Genomic DNA, 12,624 nt, shown 5'->3' on the forward strand with positions numbered 1-12,624 from the left:
GCTCGGGCGTCACTCCGCCGCGGCGATCCAGCTGTCCAGCTGTTCCCGGGTGGTGGAGGGGTCGGCGACGAGCGCGGTGAGCTCGTCCTCGGGGGAGTTCAGGGTGGTGACGGCGGGGCAGCGGTGGCAGGCGTCGACGCCGACCTGGTTCCACCACTTGCAGTGCGGACGGAGGTGGCACCGTGGCACGGCGCTCGCGGTCGGCTCGGACGGTACGGTCCGGATGCGCTCGATCAGCCCGCAGGACGTGCCGATGCGGTTGGCGCAGTCGGAGACGCAGTGCGAGGCGAACCGCAGGACACGGTTGGGTGCGATGCCCTCCGGGATACCGCCGAGGACGTCGGCGGCCGGTACCGGGTCGGCGAGATAGACGACCTCGCCGTTCTCCCCGGACCTGACACCGAGCACGACGGACTCCGGGCGGTGCGCGTCACCGCTCGGGCACCAGGTGACGGAAGGCTCCCGCCCGTCCTGGTCCCCGTGCTGATGAACCCGGTCCTGTGCCCGCTCCCCGGCGCGATCCGCGGTGCTGCCCACGGCGCGATCCGCGGTGCTGCCCACGGAGCTGTCCACGATGCTGTCCACGGTGCTCACCTCCATCCCGTCAGCAGAGGGCCCGGTAGGCGCCCGACGTGGCGACCAGACCCGCGACGACGCCGTCGGTGACGGCGCCGTTGTCCTGTTCGGCACTGATCGCCTTCTGCAGGTTCGCGGAGAGCTGCTCCTGCGAGGTGATCCGCTCGGGCCGCGTGGCAGCGGCGGCGGTGGTGCTGCCCACCGCCACCAGCCCGGTGACCAGCGCTGCGGCCGCGGCCGCCGTACGAAGGCTGTTGTTCATACGTGTCCTCCTGAAGTGGTCCTACAGCTACGGGATTTGACGTTACGAGCGGACGGCGCCCGCGATCGGCAGTTGCGGCGGCACCTTCGCCGGGGGTCCGTTCGCGCGCCGCCGCGCCCCTGGACAACCGCGTCCGGTAAGACGGGCGTTGACACTCTCCGTGTTCGGAAGCTAACTTCACGGCGTCGTCGCCACACCAGGAGCACGAGGCTCCATTGGGACTTGCGACGCGAAGGACACTCTCCAGTTGACGACTGTGACCGTTTCCGAGATCCAGCACGTCACCACCCAGCAGCCGCAGACGTCCGGCCTCTTCGACGTCCGGCCCTACACCCCGCACTGCCAGGTGATCCACACCGCGGGAGACCATGCCGTGATCGGCGTATCGCCGGGGAACAGCTACTTCTCGGCCCAGCGCATCAACGACCTGGCCCACTGGGGCGTCGAGCACTTCGACCGGGTCGACTTCGTCTACACCGACCTCCATGTCGCCGAGATGTACGAGGCGTTCGGCTATCCGGCCGACGACGCCCGCCGCAAGGCCGTCAAGAACCTGCGGGGAGTACGCGCCAAGGTGACCGCCGCCGCCGAGGACTTCGGCTCCCGGGGACACCGGATCGGCGCGTACGCCATGTCGGACTTCACCGCCAACCCGGCGTACCGGAGGATCCACGACCACATCCGGGAACTCCTCGACACGGACCCGGAGTTCAGGACGACCTGCAACGCGCTCGTGGACTCCTTCCTCTCCTCCAAGGTCCTGGACGGGCAGGCCGGCACCGAGCGGCAGCGCGCGGTGTGTCTGGAATACGTCTGCGCGGAGGCGCCGCTGTTCCTGGACACCCCGGCCATCCTGGGCGTCCCGTCCTCCCTCAACTGCTACCACCAGCTGCTGCCGATGGCCGAGCTGCTCTACGCGCGCGGCTCCGGGCTGCGCGCCTCCCGCAACCAGGGCCATGCCATCGTCACGCCCGCGCAAGGAGACTCCGATGCCCGCTGAGGCGCTGCTCGACCCGGTCACCGGTCCGCCGCTCGACTTCCCGTTCTCCTGGCGCGGGGACCAACTCCCCTCGGAGGTCGCCGAGTTGCGCGCGACCGCCCCGGTCCGCAAGGTGCGGACCATCGCGGGCGACGTGGCCTGGCTGGTGTCCTCCTACGAGCTGTGCAAACAGGTCCTGGAGGACGACCGGTTCAGTCTCAAGGACACCTCGGCTCCGGGCGTGCCACGCCAGTACGCGCTGACGATCCCGCCCGAGGTCGTCAACAACATGGGCAACATCACCGGGGCCGGACTGCGCAAGGCCGTCCTCAAGGCGCTCAATCCCAAGGCCGAGGGCCTGACGGACTGGATGCGGTCCTACGCCGCCGAACTGGTCGACGGACTCGTGGCCGAGGGAGCCCCGGCCGACCTGCGCGGCGGTTTCGCCGACCCGTACTCGGCGGCCATGCACTGCCACATCCTCGGCATCCCGCAGACGGACGCGCCCCGGCTGATGCGCAGCCTGGACATCGCGTTCATGAACTCCGCGTGCCCGGTCTCCGGTGCGAAGCTCAACTGGGACCGCGACATCGCCTATATGACCCAGCGGCTGGACGACCCCGCCACCACCGGTCTGATGGCCGAGCTGGCGGCCCTCCGCAAGGATCCGGAGTACGCCCATCTGACCGACGAGATGCTCGCCACGGTCGGCGTGACCATGTTCGGCGCCGGCGTCATCTCCACCGCGGGCTTCCTGACCATGGCGCTGGTCTCACTCGTCCAGCACCCCGAACTGCAGGACGAGCTGCTCGCGCATCCGGACCGGATCCCGGCGGCCGTGGACGAACTCCTGCGGGTCAACCTCTCCATCGGCGACGGGCTGCCTCGGCTCGCCCTGGAGGACGTCCGACTCGGTGACGTGGACGTGCGCAAGGGCGAACTGGTGCTGGTCCTCGTCGAGGGGGCCAACTTCGACGCCGAGGAGTTTCCCGACCCGCACAAGGTCGACCTCACCCGCGAGAACAGCACCGCCCATCTCTCCTTCGGCGGGGGCCGGCACTACTGCCCCGCCACGGCCCTCGGCAAGAAGCACGCGGAGATCGCCCTGGAGGTCCTGCTCGACCGCATGCCCGACCTCCAGCTCGCGGTTCCCGTCGCCCAACTCGTCTGGCGCACCGGCTTCATGAAGCGCATCCCCGAACGGCTGCCCGTCATGTGGTGACCGGACCGCGCCGCCGCGCAGTGACCGAAGCTGCCGGCGCGATCGCAGGTGCGGGTTGATCCGCGCTGCCCGCGTCCGAGGCCCCGGCTCCGTCCGGCCAGGGCTCCGGTACCAGGCGTCGCGAGCGGCCGGGACGGTGTGGACACGCCCCAGGTGTGCCGCCCCCGCCCCCCGCCCTCTTCACGTGATGAGACCGTGGAGCATAATATACCCGCATGAAGGTTTGTTTCATTTCGGCACCGATCGAAACACCCCGCACTGGAAGGACGCCCGGCGTGGACGACGCGAGGAACGCTCCGCGGGACCGCGCCGGCCGACCGGTGCCGATGTCCGGCGAGCTGTCCGCCGGCGAGGGCGACCAGGAGCCGGGAGCCGTCCGGGAGCGGGCGCTGTGCGCGCTGTTCGCGCGGGTCCTCGGCCTGGACCGGGTCGGGCCGCACGACAACTTCCTTGCGCTGGGCGGGCATTCACTGGCCGCGGCACGTCTGTCGGCGCTCGTGCGGACGGTGCTCGGTGTGGAGCTGTCCATCCGGGACCTGTACGAGTGGCCCACCCCGGCCGCGCTGGCCGAACGCCTGGAGGGCGCGCCGGCGGCGCACGCCGACCCGGGGGAGGGGTCGCGTCCCTGACGGGCCCGCACTCCGCGGTCGCCGCCGGCTCGTCACCCGCGCCGGGTGCGCCTCCGCTTCGCGGGTCGCGGGACCACCGTGTCCAGGATCTCCCGGACGCGCTCGGTGAGGTCGGCGCGGTCGTTGAGCACCCAGGAGATGTGCTGGGCGCCGAAGAAGGCCGAGACCAGGATCCGGGCGGTGACCTCCGGGGAGGTCTCGGTGGCCAGCTGTCCCTCGTCCTGCGCCTGCCGGAACCAGGAGACCAGCGACTCGGTGTAGCCCAGGTACGGCATCGGCAGGTCGGCGCCGATCAGGGAGCGCTCGATCTGCAGCCGGGCGCCGGCCTGCACCATCGTGTCGTCCCGGAAGGCGACCGCCGTACGGTCCAGCAGTTCGGCGACCGCGTCCAGCGGTGACAGCTCCTCGTCCTGCACCTCCTGCCCGATCACCCCGAGCACGTGGTAGAACTCCTCGGCCACGGCCTTGGCGAGGGCCTCCTTGTTGGCGAAGTGGAAGTAGACGGCACCCTTGGTCACCCCCGCGAGCTCGGCCACGTCCATGACGGTGACGGCGGGAAAACCCTTGGTCGCGAACGCCTCGGCCGCGGCGTCGAGCACCTGCCCCCGGGTGCGCACGGCCCGCTCCTGCTTGAGCCCCGTGTCCTTGTGACGGGGTGCGGAGTCCCGCGTGGGCCGGGACGTCCGGGTCGTGCTTTCCGCGGCCATGGTGTCCATCCTCGATGAGTTTCCTTGAAATATACCTTCGGGAATGTATTGTAAGTCGTGGCTCGATGAGCACAAGCCGTCGTGCCGATGTTGCTGTCTGCGTGAATGCATTCACCGGGGGTTCAGACCATGCATCAGCCTGCCATTTCGCCTGTTCAACAGACCGCCGAGCGACTGGTCGGACGGGGTCCGTCCGTCAGACCGGCCGACCCGGGGCTCACTTATCTGCAGCCCGTACCGCGCCATATGGTCCACCGCGCCGCGATAGCCGAGGTGTTCCTGACCGACGCCGTCCGCACCGGCGAGCACAGCTTCCTGGTCGCCGCCCAGTGGCCGCGCGACCACGCGCTCTACTCGCCGGGCAGTGGTGGCACGTGTGACCCGCTGCTGTTCATGGAGACCATCCGCCAGTCGCTCGTCTATCTGGCGCACTCCTTCTACGGCGTCCCGCTCACCCACCGCTTCATCGGCACCGGCGCGGAGTTCGAGATCACCGACCCGGCCGCGCTGCGCATCGGCGGCGAGCCGCTCCCGGTGGTGCTGGAGGCGCGGTGGCGGTGGGAGGGCAACCGCCCGCCGAGCCGCTTCGGCATGCGGCTCGAGGTCGTGCTCACCGTCGGGGGGCGTACGTGCGGCCGGGGGGCCCTGCACGTCGTCGCGGTGGACGACAAGCGGTACACGATGCTGCGCGGCCGGGGCGCCAGGCCCACCGGCGCCGCGGTGACCGGACCGGCTCCGCGCGCCGTCGAGCGCGTGCACCCCGCCGCGGTGGGCCGGCTGCGCTCCAAGGACAGCGTCCTCGTCCGCGAACGGGCCGAAGGGCCCTGGCAGTTGCTGGTGGACGTGGAGCACCCGATCTTCTTCGACCACCCCAGCGACCATGTGCCGCTGATGGTCACGCTGGAGGGCTTCCGCCAGCTCGGCCACCTGCTGCTGCACCCCTCGGAGGCCGGCCGCGGCGACGCGCACGTCCTGCTGGGCATGGCGGTCGACTGCGTGGCCTTCGGTGAACTCGACGAACCGATCGACCTCGTCGTGCGGGAACGGCGCCCGGGTGCCGCGCCCGGCACGGTGCACCTGACGACCGACGCCGTACAGGGCGGCAAGGTTCTGACGACCTGCCGGGCGACCTGGGGTCTCGCCGGCGAGCGGACCGACGCCGCCGCCGACGCCGTGACCCACCGGGACGCGGGCGCGCTCGGTCACCGGGTCGTGATTCCCAGCACGGCCTGACCGCAGGCCGGGTGCGCGTCCCACAGATCGCGCACCCGGTCCGCCAGCCCCCGCCGCTCCAGATCGGGGGCGGTGTAGTAGGCCCCCACCAGAATGACCGTGGCCAGATCGGCGAGCGGCGCGGTGGAAGGCCGCTCGCCCAGCGTGCCCTCGGTCTTCGCGCTCTCCGCCACCTCCGTGGCGAGCCGGCGCAGATCGGCGAGCAGCCGGGGCGGCTCGGGCGCCGAGTGCACCTCGTCCATCTCCAGCCGGAGTGCCGCGTTGATCCGCACATCCGACTCGATCCGCTCCGCCAGCGCGCAGGACAGCGCGCGCAGCCGCTCGCGGGCCGGCAACTCGTCGACCGTGTCCTGCGCGACGAGCTTCTCCAGCACCTCGTCCAGCTGGCCGGTCAGCGCCCGGGCGAGCTCTTCCTTCGAGGCGAAGTGGCCGTACAGGGCGCCTTTGGTCAGCCCGGTGCGGTCGGCCACGTGCTGGAGGTTGGCGCGCGGGTAGCCGTGCCGGGCGAACTCGGCCGCGGCCGCGTCGAGGACCAGTTCATGGGTACGGCGGGAGCGCGCCTGTTTCGTCATCGCGTATCCCTTCGGTGGGTGGTCGGCGGTTCTGAAAAGAATACCTTCTTGAACGCACTTTTTCTGTCCATGGGACCCCTTCGTTTTCCGACAAACAGGAGCAGTCGTATGACCAGCCGCGTCCTCCGCACCGCCGCAGCGAACGCCCGACTCGCCGACCTGAACAGGAGGTTGGCCGATGAGGTGGTCGCCGCGATCACCGCGTCCGGGGCGGCCGGGCACTTCGTACCGCGCCGCTGGGGCGGAGCGGAGGGCACGTTCGGCGCCCTGCTCGCCGACGTCTCCGCCCTCGCCGAGGGCTGCACCTCGGCCGCCTGGTGCGGCATGCTCTGGGCCGCGCACGGCCGGTACGCCGCCCAACTCCCCGAGCGGGGACAGCGGGAGGTGTGGGGCGCGTCCCCGCACGTACGGATCGCTGCCGCGCTCATGCCGCCCGCGGGCGGCGCGCAGCCGGTCAAGGGAGGCTGGCGCGTGCACGGCACGTGGGCGTGCGTCAGCGGGATCGACTTCGCCGAGTGGGTCCTGGTGTCCGCCCCGGAACCGTACGAGGACGGCAGACGCATCCGGGTCTTCGCCGTCCCGGCCCGTGAGGTCACCGTCGAGGACACCTGGGACAGCACCGGGCTGCGCGGCACCGGCAGTCACACGGTGGTGATCGGGGACGTCTTCGTCCCGCATCACCGCTCCTTCCTCCAGGCCGACCTGATACGCGGCAGCGAGGACCCGGCGGGGGCCCGCTGCCACACCGCGCCCGCTCAGCTGGCCGGCGGGCTGCTGTTCTGCGCCCCCGCCCTGGGGGCCGCGCGCCGTGCTCTCGGGGTGTGGTCCGAGTGGGCCGCCGCGAAGTCGACCGGCAGCGGACGCCCCCAGCACGACAGCCCGGCGGTCCGGGAGGCGCTCGCCTGCGCCTCGGCGCGCATCGACGCGGCCGGGCTGCTGCTGACGCGAGCCGCCCACCGCGCGGACACCGAACCGGTCACCGATCTCCTGGTCGCCGGCAACCAGCGGGACGCCGCCGTCGCCGCCGAGCTGCTCGCCGGTGCGGTGGACCGCCTGTTCCGCACCGGCGGCGCGCACATCCGCGACGCCGGAGGTGAACTCCAGCGCCTGTGGCGGGATGTGCACACCGTCGCCTCCCACGGCGTCCTGCGCCTGGAGCCGGTGGCCACCGCCTACGCCGCCGCCGCGCTCGCCGAAACCGGGGCCAGGGCAGCCGAACCGGCCGCCGCCGTGCGGTAGTCGGTCCACCGGATCCGGTCGGACCGGATGAGGGCGCCGAAGCGTAAGTCCCTCGCCGGGACCGGTGCGAGGGCATGACGGCGGCCCTGCGGCCCGCCCGTTCGTACGGGCGGGCCCGCCCGGGTCAGCGCCGCCACGACGTGGCGCCGCGCTGCGGCAGTTGAGCGGCGGCGCGCTCTTCGATGACGGTCATGTGCGGGCCTGCCTTGGAAGGTCGGCGGTGAGCGTGGAATCATGATGCGGGAAATACATTCGTTCGTGAAGGTATTTGACTTGGATTTTGCCAATCTTGAGACTCGCTGCAGTGGTTGCACCCACATTGACCTGCGAGGGGAGGTGATTAACTAGAAAACCTTCTCGAAGGTTTTCTTCTGTGTCATGATAGGGGCCTGTCCAGGAGCTGGGCACCTGACCGCACGCCATTGATCAAGGGGGGTCCGCCTCGTGTGGAGCATTGAGGCAAGCCGACCAGAACCCGCTCCGGCCGTCGACGTCATGCTGGGCCTGCGAAACGATCTGCAGCGCTACGGCATCGAGCGGATGCTCGAAACCGTCCCGGCCGTCCGGAAATTGAGGTCCCACACCGACTCGCTCGGAGCCGTGCGGGACACCGCGGCAGCCGCCGCGGACATCCTGCTGCTCTCGGTCGACGAGATCGACGCGGAGGCCGTCGCCGGCCTCGGCGCGCTCGGCGCCGACGGCCCGAAGGTGCTCCTCCTCGTCGACGACGAGGAGGACGTCGACCTGGCCCGCGTCACCAGCGTGCCCAGTGCCGGGATCCTGGCCGTGGGCGGGCTGACCGCCGAGACGCTGTACGACGCGTTCGCCCGCGTCGCCCGCGGGGAGGTGCCCATCCCGCCGCGGCTCGCCCGCCGGCTGCTGGAGCCCGCCCGCACGGCAGCCGCCGCCCGGCCGCTGCCCCGGCTGACCCCCAGGGAACACCAGGCCCTCGGCCTGCTGGTGGACGGCATGAGCAACCGCATGATCGGCCGCCGGCTCGCGATCTCCGAACACGGAGCGAAGCGGCTGGTGGCCAACATCCTGGCGAAGCTCGACTGCCCGAACCGCACGATGGCGGTCGCCATCGCACTGCGCGAGGGCCTCTACGAGCAGGGCGCGGCCGCGCGGAGGACGGCCGGGCCCGGGACCGCGGAGCGCGCCACCGCCGTCGTCGCCGACCGCATGGCCCCGGCGGGCTGACATGCCGCCGCGGAAGACCCGTTCAGCGCACCACCACCCGAGACAAGGAGCGAGACAGACCATGGTGAGCACCTCGGGCGCCGGCCAGGCGCCGCGCGCGGCGTTCTTCGACGTCGACGAGACCCTGATCCGGGTCAAGAGCATGTTCGACTTCCTGCGCCACTGGATGGCCCGGCACGGTGACGACGGGAGCGAGTTCGAAGCGGAGTACGCCCAGGTCCGGGCCCGGGCCGCGGCCGGTGTCGACCGGGCCGAGATCAACCGCGACTTCTACCGGCGCTTCGCCGGAGTCCGCGAGGAGGCCCTGCTCGCCGGCGGCCGCGCCTGGTACGAGGAGTACCGGGAACGCCCCGGCGCGTTCGTGGAGTCCTCGCTGCGGGCCGTGGCCGGCCATCGCGCGGCGGGCGACACCGTGGTCCTCGTCTCCGGCTCGTTCCCCGGTGTCCTCCGCCCCCTCGCCCAGGACATCGGCGCCCACCGGGTGCTGTGCACGGAACCGGTCGCGGACGCGTCCGGCGTCCTGACCGGCGAGGTGGTCCGCCCGATGATCGGGGACAACAAGGCCCTCGGTACCGCGGAGGTCATGACAGAGCTGGGCGTCGACCCCGCCGACTGCTTCGCGTACGGCGACCACTCCAGCGATCTCGAGATGCTGCTGCTCGTCGGCAACCCCCGGGTGATCGGGGCCGATCCGGTGCTCTCCGAGCACGCCGAGCGCGGGGGCTGGCCGGTGCTCTCGGCCGCCTGAGCCAACCGGCCCACCCGGGCCTCGAACGGAAAGCGGCTGTCCGCCTGTGCGGACAGCCGCTTTCCGCTTTTGTGCGTCCGGGCCCGCCGGGCCCGGCTGTCCCTGCCGTCCGAGGAGGTGCCGGTGCGAAGTGCCGGGAGGGGATGGCTGGTTGAGGTGCCCGGACGGGGTGCCCGGTTGGGGTGCCCGGTCGGGTCCCCGAATGGGGGAGCTCGGTTGAGGAGGTGAAAGGGGGTGTCGGGTCGGGGGGTTGGGATGGGGTGCCCGGTCGGGGTGTCAGGTTGGGTGCCTGCAATGGATAGCTGAATTGAGTGCCTGAATGGGGTGCCTGAACGGGGTGCCTGAACGGGGTGCCGAAATGGCCTGCCCGGATTGGGAGTCGGGACGGGATCGCGGAATGGGGGAGTCGTCCGGAGCGGCCTCCCGGAGTAATCGCCCGGAGTCACCGCACGGGGTGACCGGGTGACCGTCCGGTGTAGCCGCCCGGCGATGTCGAACGCGGTGCTCCAAAGGCCCGTTGTGGGCGGTGGTGCGTACTCCTAGGCTGGATCTCGATTCAAACGGAATGGCGTTTCAAACGGAATGGCGATTCTCCCGTTTGGTGTCATGCCCTTTCTCATACGGCGGTCCATGGATCGCCCGGGGGATATGGAGATCAGAGTGGCAAATTCCCTGACCAATCGATTGTCCGGCTTCGGCACCGCCGATGCCGTTGTATTCGACGACCGCACCTACACCTATGAGCAATTGCTCGGCATGGTCGCCGAATGGCATGACCTGCTGGACGCGAACAACGTGCGGGCCGGCGAGGTGGTGACCCTGGAAGGGGCCTACTCGCCGAAGGCCTGCGCCGGCATGATCGCGCTGATCGAACGCGGTGTCGTGGTCGTTCCGCTGACCACGCTCCCCGACGCCAAGCGCGCGGAGTTCCTCGACGTCGCCGAGGTCGAGGTCACCATCACGGTCGACCCCGACGGCGCGGACGCCGTCCGGCGCACCGGCCGCACGGCGGACCACGCGCTCTACGAGCAGCTGCGCGCGGCCGGCCGCCCCGGACTCGTCCTGTTCAGCTCCGGCACCACCGGGCGCAGCAAGGCGTCGGTGCTGGACTTCAGCAAGGTGCTGGCCCGGTACGGCGAGGGCGAGAAGGCCAGTCGCATCCTGTCGTTCCTCAGCCTGGACCACATCGGCGGCATCAACACCCTGCTGCACACGCTGACCCAGGGCGGCACCGTGGTCACCGTCGGGGAGCGCACCCCCGACTCGGTGTTCGCCGCGATCGCCCGGCACGGCGTGCAGATCCTGCCGACCACGCCGACGTTCCTGAACATGGTGCTGATCTCCGGCGTCCTGGAGCGCTACGACACCTCGGCGCTGCGGCTCGTCACGTACGGCACCGAGCCGATGCCCGAGCGGACCCTGCGCCGGCTCGCCGGGCAACTGCCGGACGTACGGCTGAAGCAGACGTACGGCCTGTCCGAACTCGGCATTCTGCCCACCAAGTCCCGCGGCGACGCCACCCTGTGGGTCAAGCTCGGCAACTCCGGCTTCGAGCACAAGATCATCGACGATGTGCTGTGGATCCGCTCGGACATGGCGATGCTCGGCTATCTGAACGCGCCCGCGCCCTTCGACGACGAGGGGTTCTTCAACACCCAGGACGTGGTGGAGACCGACGGCGACTGGATCCGGATCCTCGGCCGCCGCTCGGAGATCATCAACGTGGGCGGCGAGAAGGTCTACCCGAGCGAGGTCGAGAGCGTCGTCCTGGAGGTTCCCGGCATCGCCGAGGTCACCGTCAGCGGCCGTCCGAGCCATGTCACGGGCATGGTGGTGAAGGCGACCGTGCAGCTCGCCGACGGGATCGAGGAGGACGCGCGCTCGGTGTCCCGGCGGGTGCGCGAGCACTGCCGTACCAAGCTGGAGGGCTTCAAGGTCCCCGCGCTGGTCGAGGTGTCCACCGAGCAACACCACTCGGACCGCTTCAAGAAGACCCGGGCGCTGGCATGAGCGGCCCGCAGGAGGAGACCGCCCACGCCGCCGTCGTCAGCGGCCCGACGGAGGAGACCGCTCCCACCGCGGTCGCCGGCGAGCAGGAGACCACCGCGGTTGCCGGCGAGCAGGGGGCCGCCCCCGCTGCGGTCGCCGACGAGAGGGAGACCGCCCCCGCTGCGGTCGCCGACGAGAGGGAGAGCGCCCCCGCTGCGGTCGCCGGCGAGAGGGAGACCGCCCGCACCGCCGTCATCAGTGGCGGCAGCCGCGGCCTCGGCCGGCTGCTCGTGGAGCGGCTGCTGGCCGACGGCTGGCAGGTCGCCACCTTCAGCCGGTCCGCGAACGACTTCGTCAAGGACACGGTGGCCGAGCGGCCCGACCACTTCATCTGGGAGTCCGTCGACCTCGTCGACCGCAAGGCGCTGCGCACCTTCGTGAACTCGGTGGCCCGCAGGTTCGGCGGGATCGACCTGCTGGTCAACAACGCGGCCGTGCTGAACCGGCAGGAACTGTTCCTGACCACCTCGTCCCGTCAGGTCGACACCCTGCTCGCCAGCAACCTGGCCGCCCCGATCGCCCTCGCTCAGGCCTGCGCCCGGGTCATGAGCGGCTCGGGCGGCGGTCAGATCATCAATGTGTCGTCCATCAACGCCGTACGTGGTTACCGCGGAGTCGCCGTCTATTCCGCGACCAAGGCGGGACTCGACGGATTCAGCAGAAGTCTGGCCCGGGAACTCGGCCCGCTGAACATCCGGGTCAATTCCCTTGTGCCGGGCTTCTTCGACAGCGACATGACGACCGAAGTGACCGAGCAGAACCGGGAGCGCATCGCGCGCCGTACACCGCTCGGCCGGCTCGCGGACGTCGAGGAGATCGCCAACGCCGTCCTGTTCCTCGCTTCTCCCCAGTCCTCTTTCATCACCGGACAAACGCTCGTCGTCGACGGAGGCATCACATGCTAGACACCACCGCCATCAAGGCCATTGTGCTGGAGCACATTTCCGAACTCCTCAAGGAGGCGGACGTCGAGCACGGTGAATTCACCGGCGCCGAGGCGCTCAACGCGATCGGTCTCAGCTCGCTGCTGCTCGCCCGCCTCATCATCCAGCTGGAGATCGACCTCGACGTGGACCCGTTCGCCGAGGAGGACCTGGTGATCTCCGACATCCGTACCGTCGACGAGCTCGTCGAGGCCTACGCCAGGGCGCTGAGCGCCTCCATCGCGGTCTGACGGCCGTCCCCACACCGACGAAAGGAGTGCAAGC

Annotated in this window: 14 protein-coding genes; 10 read left to right on the forward strand and 4 right to left on the reverse strand. The window is 70.7% G+C overall.

What is annotated here, in order from left to right; genetic code table 11:
• Positions 1-9: 9 nt before the first annotated feature.
• Positions 10-585 carry a hypothetical protein gene (locus tag ACFVYF_RS10700; protein WP_389454023.1) on the reverse strand — a complete coding sequence of 192 codons (576 nt, stop codon included), beginning with the start codon at positions 583-585 and terminating at the stop codon, positions 10-12.
• A gap of 19 nt (positions 586-604) precedes the next feature.
• Positions 605-838, reverse strand: a complete 234-nt coding sequence (locus ACFVYF_RS10705; RefSeq protein ID WP_389454025.1) for a hypothetical protein — start codon at positions 836-838, stop codon at positions 605-607.
• 256 nt (positions 839-1,094) lie between these two features.
• Here ACFVYF_RS10705 and ACFVYF_RS10710 point away from each other — a divergent pair, with 256 nt between their 5' ends.
• The 3 genes from ACFVYF_RS10710 to ACFVYF_RS10720 all read left to right on the forward strand — a co-directional run bounded on the left by ACFVYF_RS10710 (position 1,095) and on the right by ACFVYF_RS10720 (position 3,668).
• Entirely contained in the window at positions 1,095-1,838 is a 744-nt protein-coding gene (locus tag ACFVYF_RS10710) for a tRNA-dependent cyclodipeptide synthase (protein ID WP_389454701.1), read from the forward strand.
• Positions 1,828-3,039, forward strand: a complete 1,212-nt coding sequence (locus tag ACFVYF_RS10715) for a cytochrome P450 (protein ID WP_389454027.1) — start codon at positions 1,828-1,830, stop codon at positions 3,037-3,039. The genes ACFVYF_RS10710 and ACFVYF_RS10715 overlap by 11 nt, the downstream gene beginning before the upstream one ends.
• A gap of 275 nt (positions 3,040-3,314) precedes the next feature.
• Positions 3,315-3,668 (forward strand): phosphopantetheine-binding protein, encoded by a 354-nt coding sequence (locus ACFVYF_RS10720; RefSeq protein ID WP_389454030.1) that lies wholly within the window; start codon positions 3,315-3,317, stop codon positions 3,666-3,668.
• Positions 3,669-3,700: 32 nt separating this feature from the next.
• Here the strand turns inward: ACFVYF_RS10720 and ACFVYF_RS10725 are convergent, their stop codons facing one another.
• Positions 3,701-4,375, reverse strand: a complete 675-nt coding sequence (locus tag ACFVYF_RS10725) for a ScbR family autoregulator-binding transcription factor (protein WP_383277503.1) — start codon at positions 4,373-4,375, stop codon at positions 3,701-3,703.
• Between the two features lie 246 nt (positions 4,376-4,621).
• Between ACFVYF_RS10725 and ACFVYF_RS10730 the strand changes: the two genes are divergently transcribed.
• Positions 4,622-5,608 carry a ScbA/BarX family gamma-butyrolactone biosynthesis protein gene (locus ACFVYF_RS10730; RefSeq protein WP_389454033.1) on the forward strand — a complete coding sequence of 329 codons (987 nt, stop codon included), beginning with the start codon at positions 4,622-4,624 and terminating at the stop codon, positions 5,606-5,608.
• On the opposite strand, the gene ACFVYF_RS10735 is transcribed toward ACFVYF_RS10730, so the two are convergent.
• Positions 5,578-6,180, reverse strand: a complete 603-nt coding sequence (locus tag ACFVYF_RS10735; protein ID WP_389454036.1) for a TetR family transcriptional regulator — start codon at positions 6,178-6,180, stop codon at positions 5,578-5,580. The two genes, ACFVYF_RS10730 and ACFVYF_RS10735, sit on opposite strands and share 31 nt — an antisense overlap.
• 108 nt (positions 6,181-6,288) lie before the next feature.
• Between ACFVYF_RS10735 and ACFVYF_RS10740 the strand changes: the two genes are divergently transcribed.
• From ACFVYF_RS10740 to ACFVYF_RS10765, 6 genes are all read left to right on the forward strand, one after another.
• Positions 6,289-7,419 (forward strand): acyl-CoA dehydrogenase family protein, encoded by a 1,131-nt coding sequence (locus tag ACFVYF_RS10740; RefSeq protein ID WP_389454039.1) that lies wholly within the window; start codon positions 6,289-6,291, stop codon positions 7,417-7,419.
• A gap of 495 nt (positions 7,420-7,914) precedes the next feature.
• Positions 7,915-8,619 carry a response regulator transcription factor gene (locus tag ACFVYF_RS10745; RefSeq protein WP_389454042.1) on the forward strand — a complete coding sequence of 235 codons (705 nt, stop codon included), beginning with the start codon at positions 7,915-7,917 and terminating at the stop codon, positions 8,617-8,619.
• A 61-nt stretch (positions 8,620-8,680) separates the two neighbouring features.
• Positions 8,681-9,367 (forward strand): HAD family hydrolase, encoded by a 687-nt coding sequence (locus ACFVYF_RS10750; protein ID WP_389454044.1) that lies wholly within the window; start codon positions 8,681-8,683, stop codon positions 9,365-9,367.
• 660 nt (positions 9,368-10,027) lie between these two features.
• Positions 10,028-11,377: a class I adenylate-forming enzyme family protein gene (locus ACFVYF_RS10755; protein WP_389454047.1), complete on the forward strand. Its 1,350-nt coding sequence runs from the start codon at positions 10,028-10,030 to the stop codon at positions 11,375-11,377.
• Entirely contained in the window at positions 11,374-12,321 is a 948-nt protein-coding gene (locus tag ACFVYF_RS10760; RefSeq protein ID WP_389454049.1) for an SDR family NAD(P)-dependent oxidoreductase, read from the forward strand. Before ACFVYF_RS10755 ends, ACFVYF_RS10760 begins: the two co-directional genes overlap by 4 nt.
• Positions 12,315-12,590: an acyl carrier protein gene (locus tag ACFVYF_RS10765; protein WP_383277533.1), complete on the forward strand. Its 276-nt coding sequence runs from the start codon at positions 12,315-12,317 to the stop codon at positions 12,588-12,590. Before ACFVYF_RS10760 ends, ACFVYF_RS10765 begins: the two co-directional genes overlap by 7 nt.
• The last annotated feature ends 34 nt before the right edge of the window (positions 12,591-12,624 follow it).

The organism is Streptomyces sp. NPDC058274 (genome assembly GCF_042881375.1).
Lineage (GTDB): Bacteria > Actinomycetota > Actinomycetes > Streptomycetales > Streptomycetaceae > Streptomyces.

Coding starts and splice junctions, on each gene's coding strand:
- ACFVYF_RS10730 (WP_389454033.1), top strand. CDS start 4,622: ATGGTCCACCGCGCCGCGATAGCCGAGGTGTTCCTGACCGACGCCGTC.
- ACFVYF_RS10740 (WP_389454039.1), top strand. CDS start 6,289: ATGACCAGCCGCGTCCTCCGCACCGCCGCAGCGAACGCCCGACTCGCC.
- ACFVYF_RS10725 (WP_383277503.1), bottom strand. CDS start 4,375: ATGGCCGCGGAAAGCACGACCCGGACGTCCCGGCCCACGCGGGACTCC.
- ACFVYF_RS10705 (WP_389454025.1), bottom strand. CDS start 838: ATGAACAACAGCCTTCGTACGGCGGCCGCGGCCGCAGCGCTGGTCACC.
- ACFVYF_RS10765 (WP_383277533.1), top strand. CDS start 12,315: ATGCTAGACACCACCGCCATCAAGGCCATTGTGCTGGAGCACATTTCC.
- ACFVYF_RS10760 (WP_389454049.1), top strand. CDS start 11,374: ATGAGCGGCCCGCAGGAGGAGACCGCCCACGCCGCCGTCGTCAGCGGC.
- ACFVYF_RS10735 (WP_389454036.1), bottom strand. CDS start 6,180: ATGACGAAACAGGCGCGCTCCCGCCGTACCCATGAACTGGTCCTCGAC.
- ACFVYF_RS10750 (WP_389454044.1), top strand. CDS start 8,681: ATGGTGAGCACCTCGGGCGCCGGCCAGGCGCCGCGCGCGGCGTTCTTC.
- ACFVYF_RS10745 (WP_389454042.1), top strand. CDS start 7,915: ATGCTGGGCCTGCGAAACGATCTGCAGCGCTACGGCATCGAGCGGATG.
- ACFVYF_RS10715 (WP_389454027.1), top strand. CDS start 1,828: ATGCCCGCTGAGGCGCTGCTCGACCCGGTCACCGGTCCGCCGCTCGAC.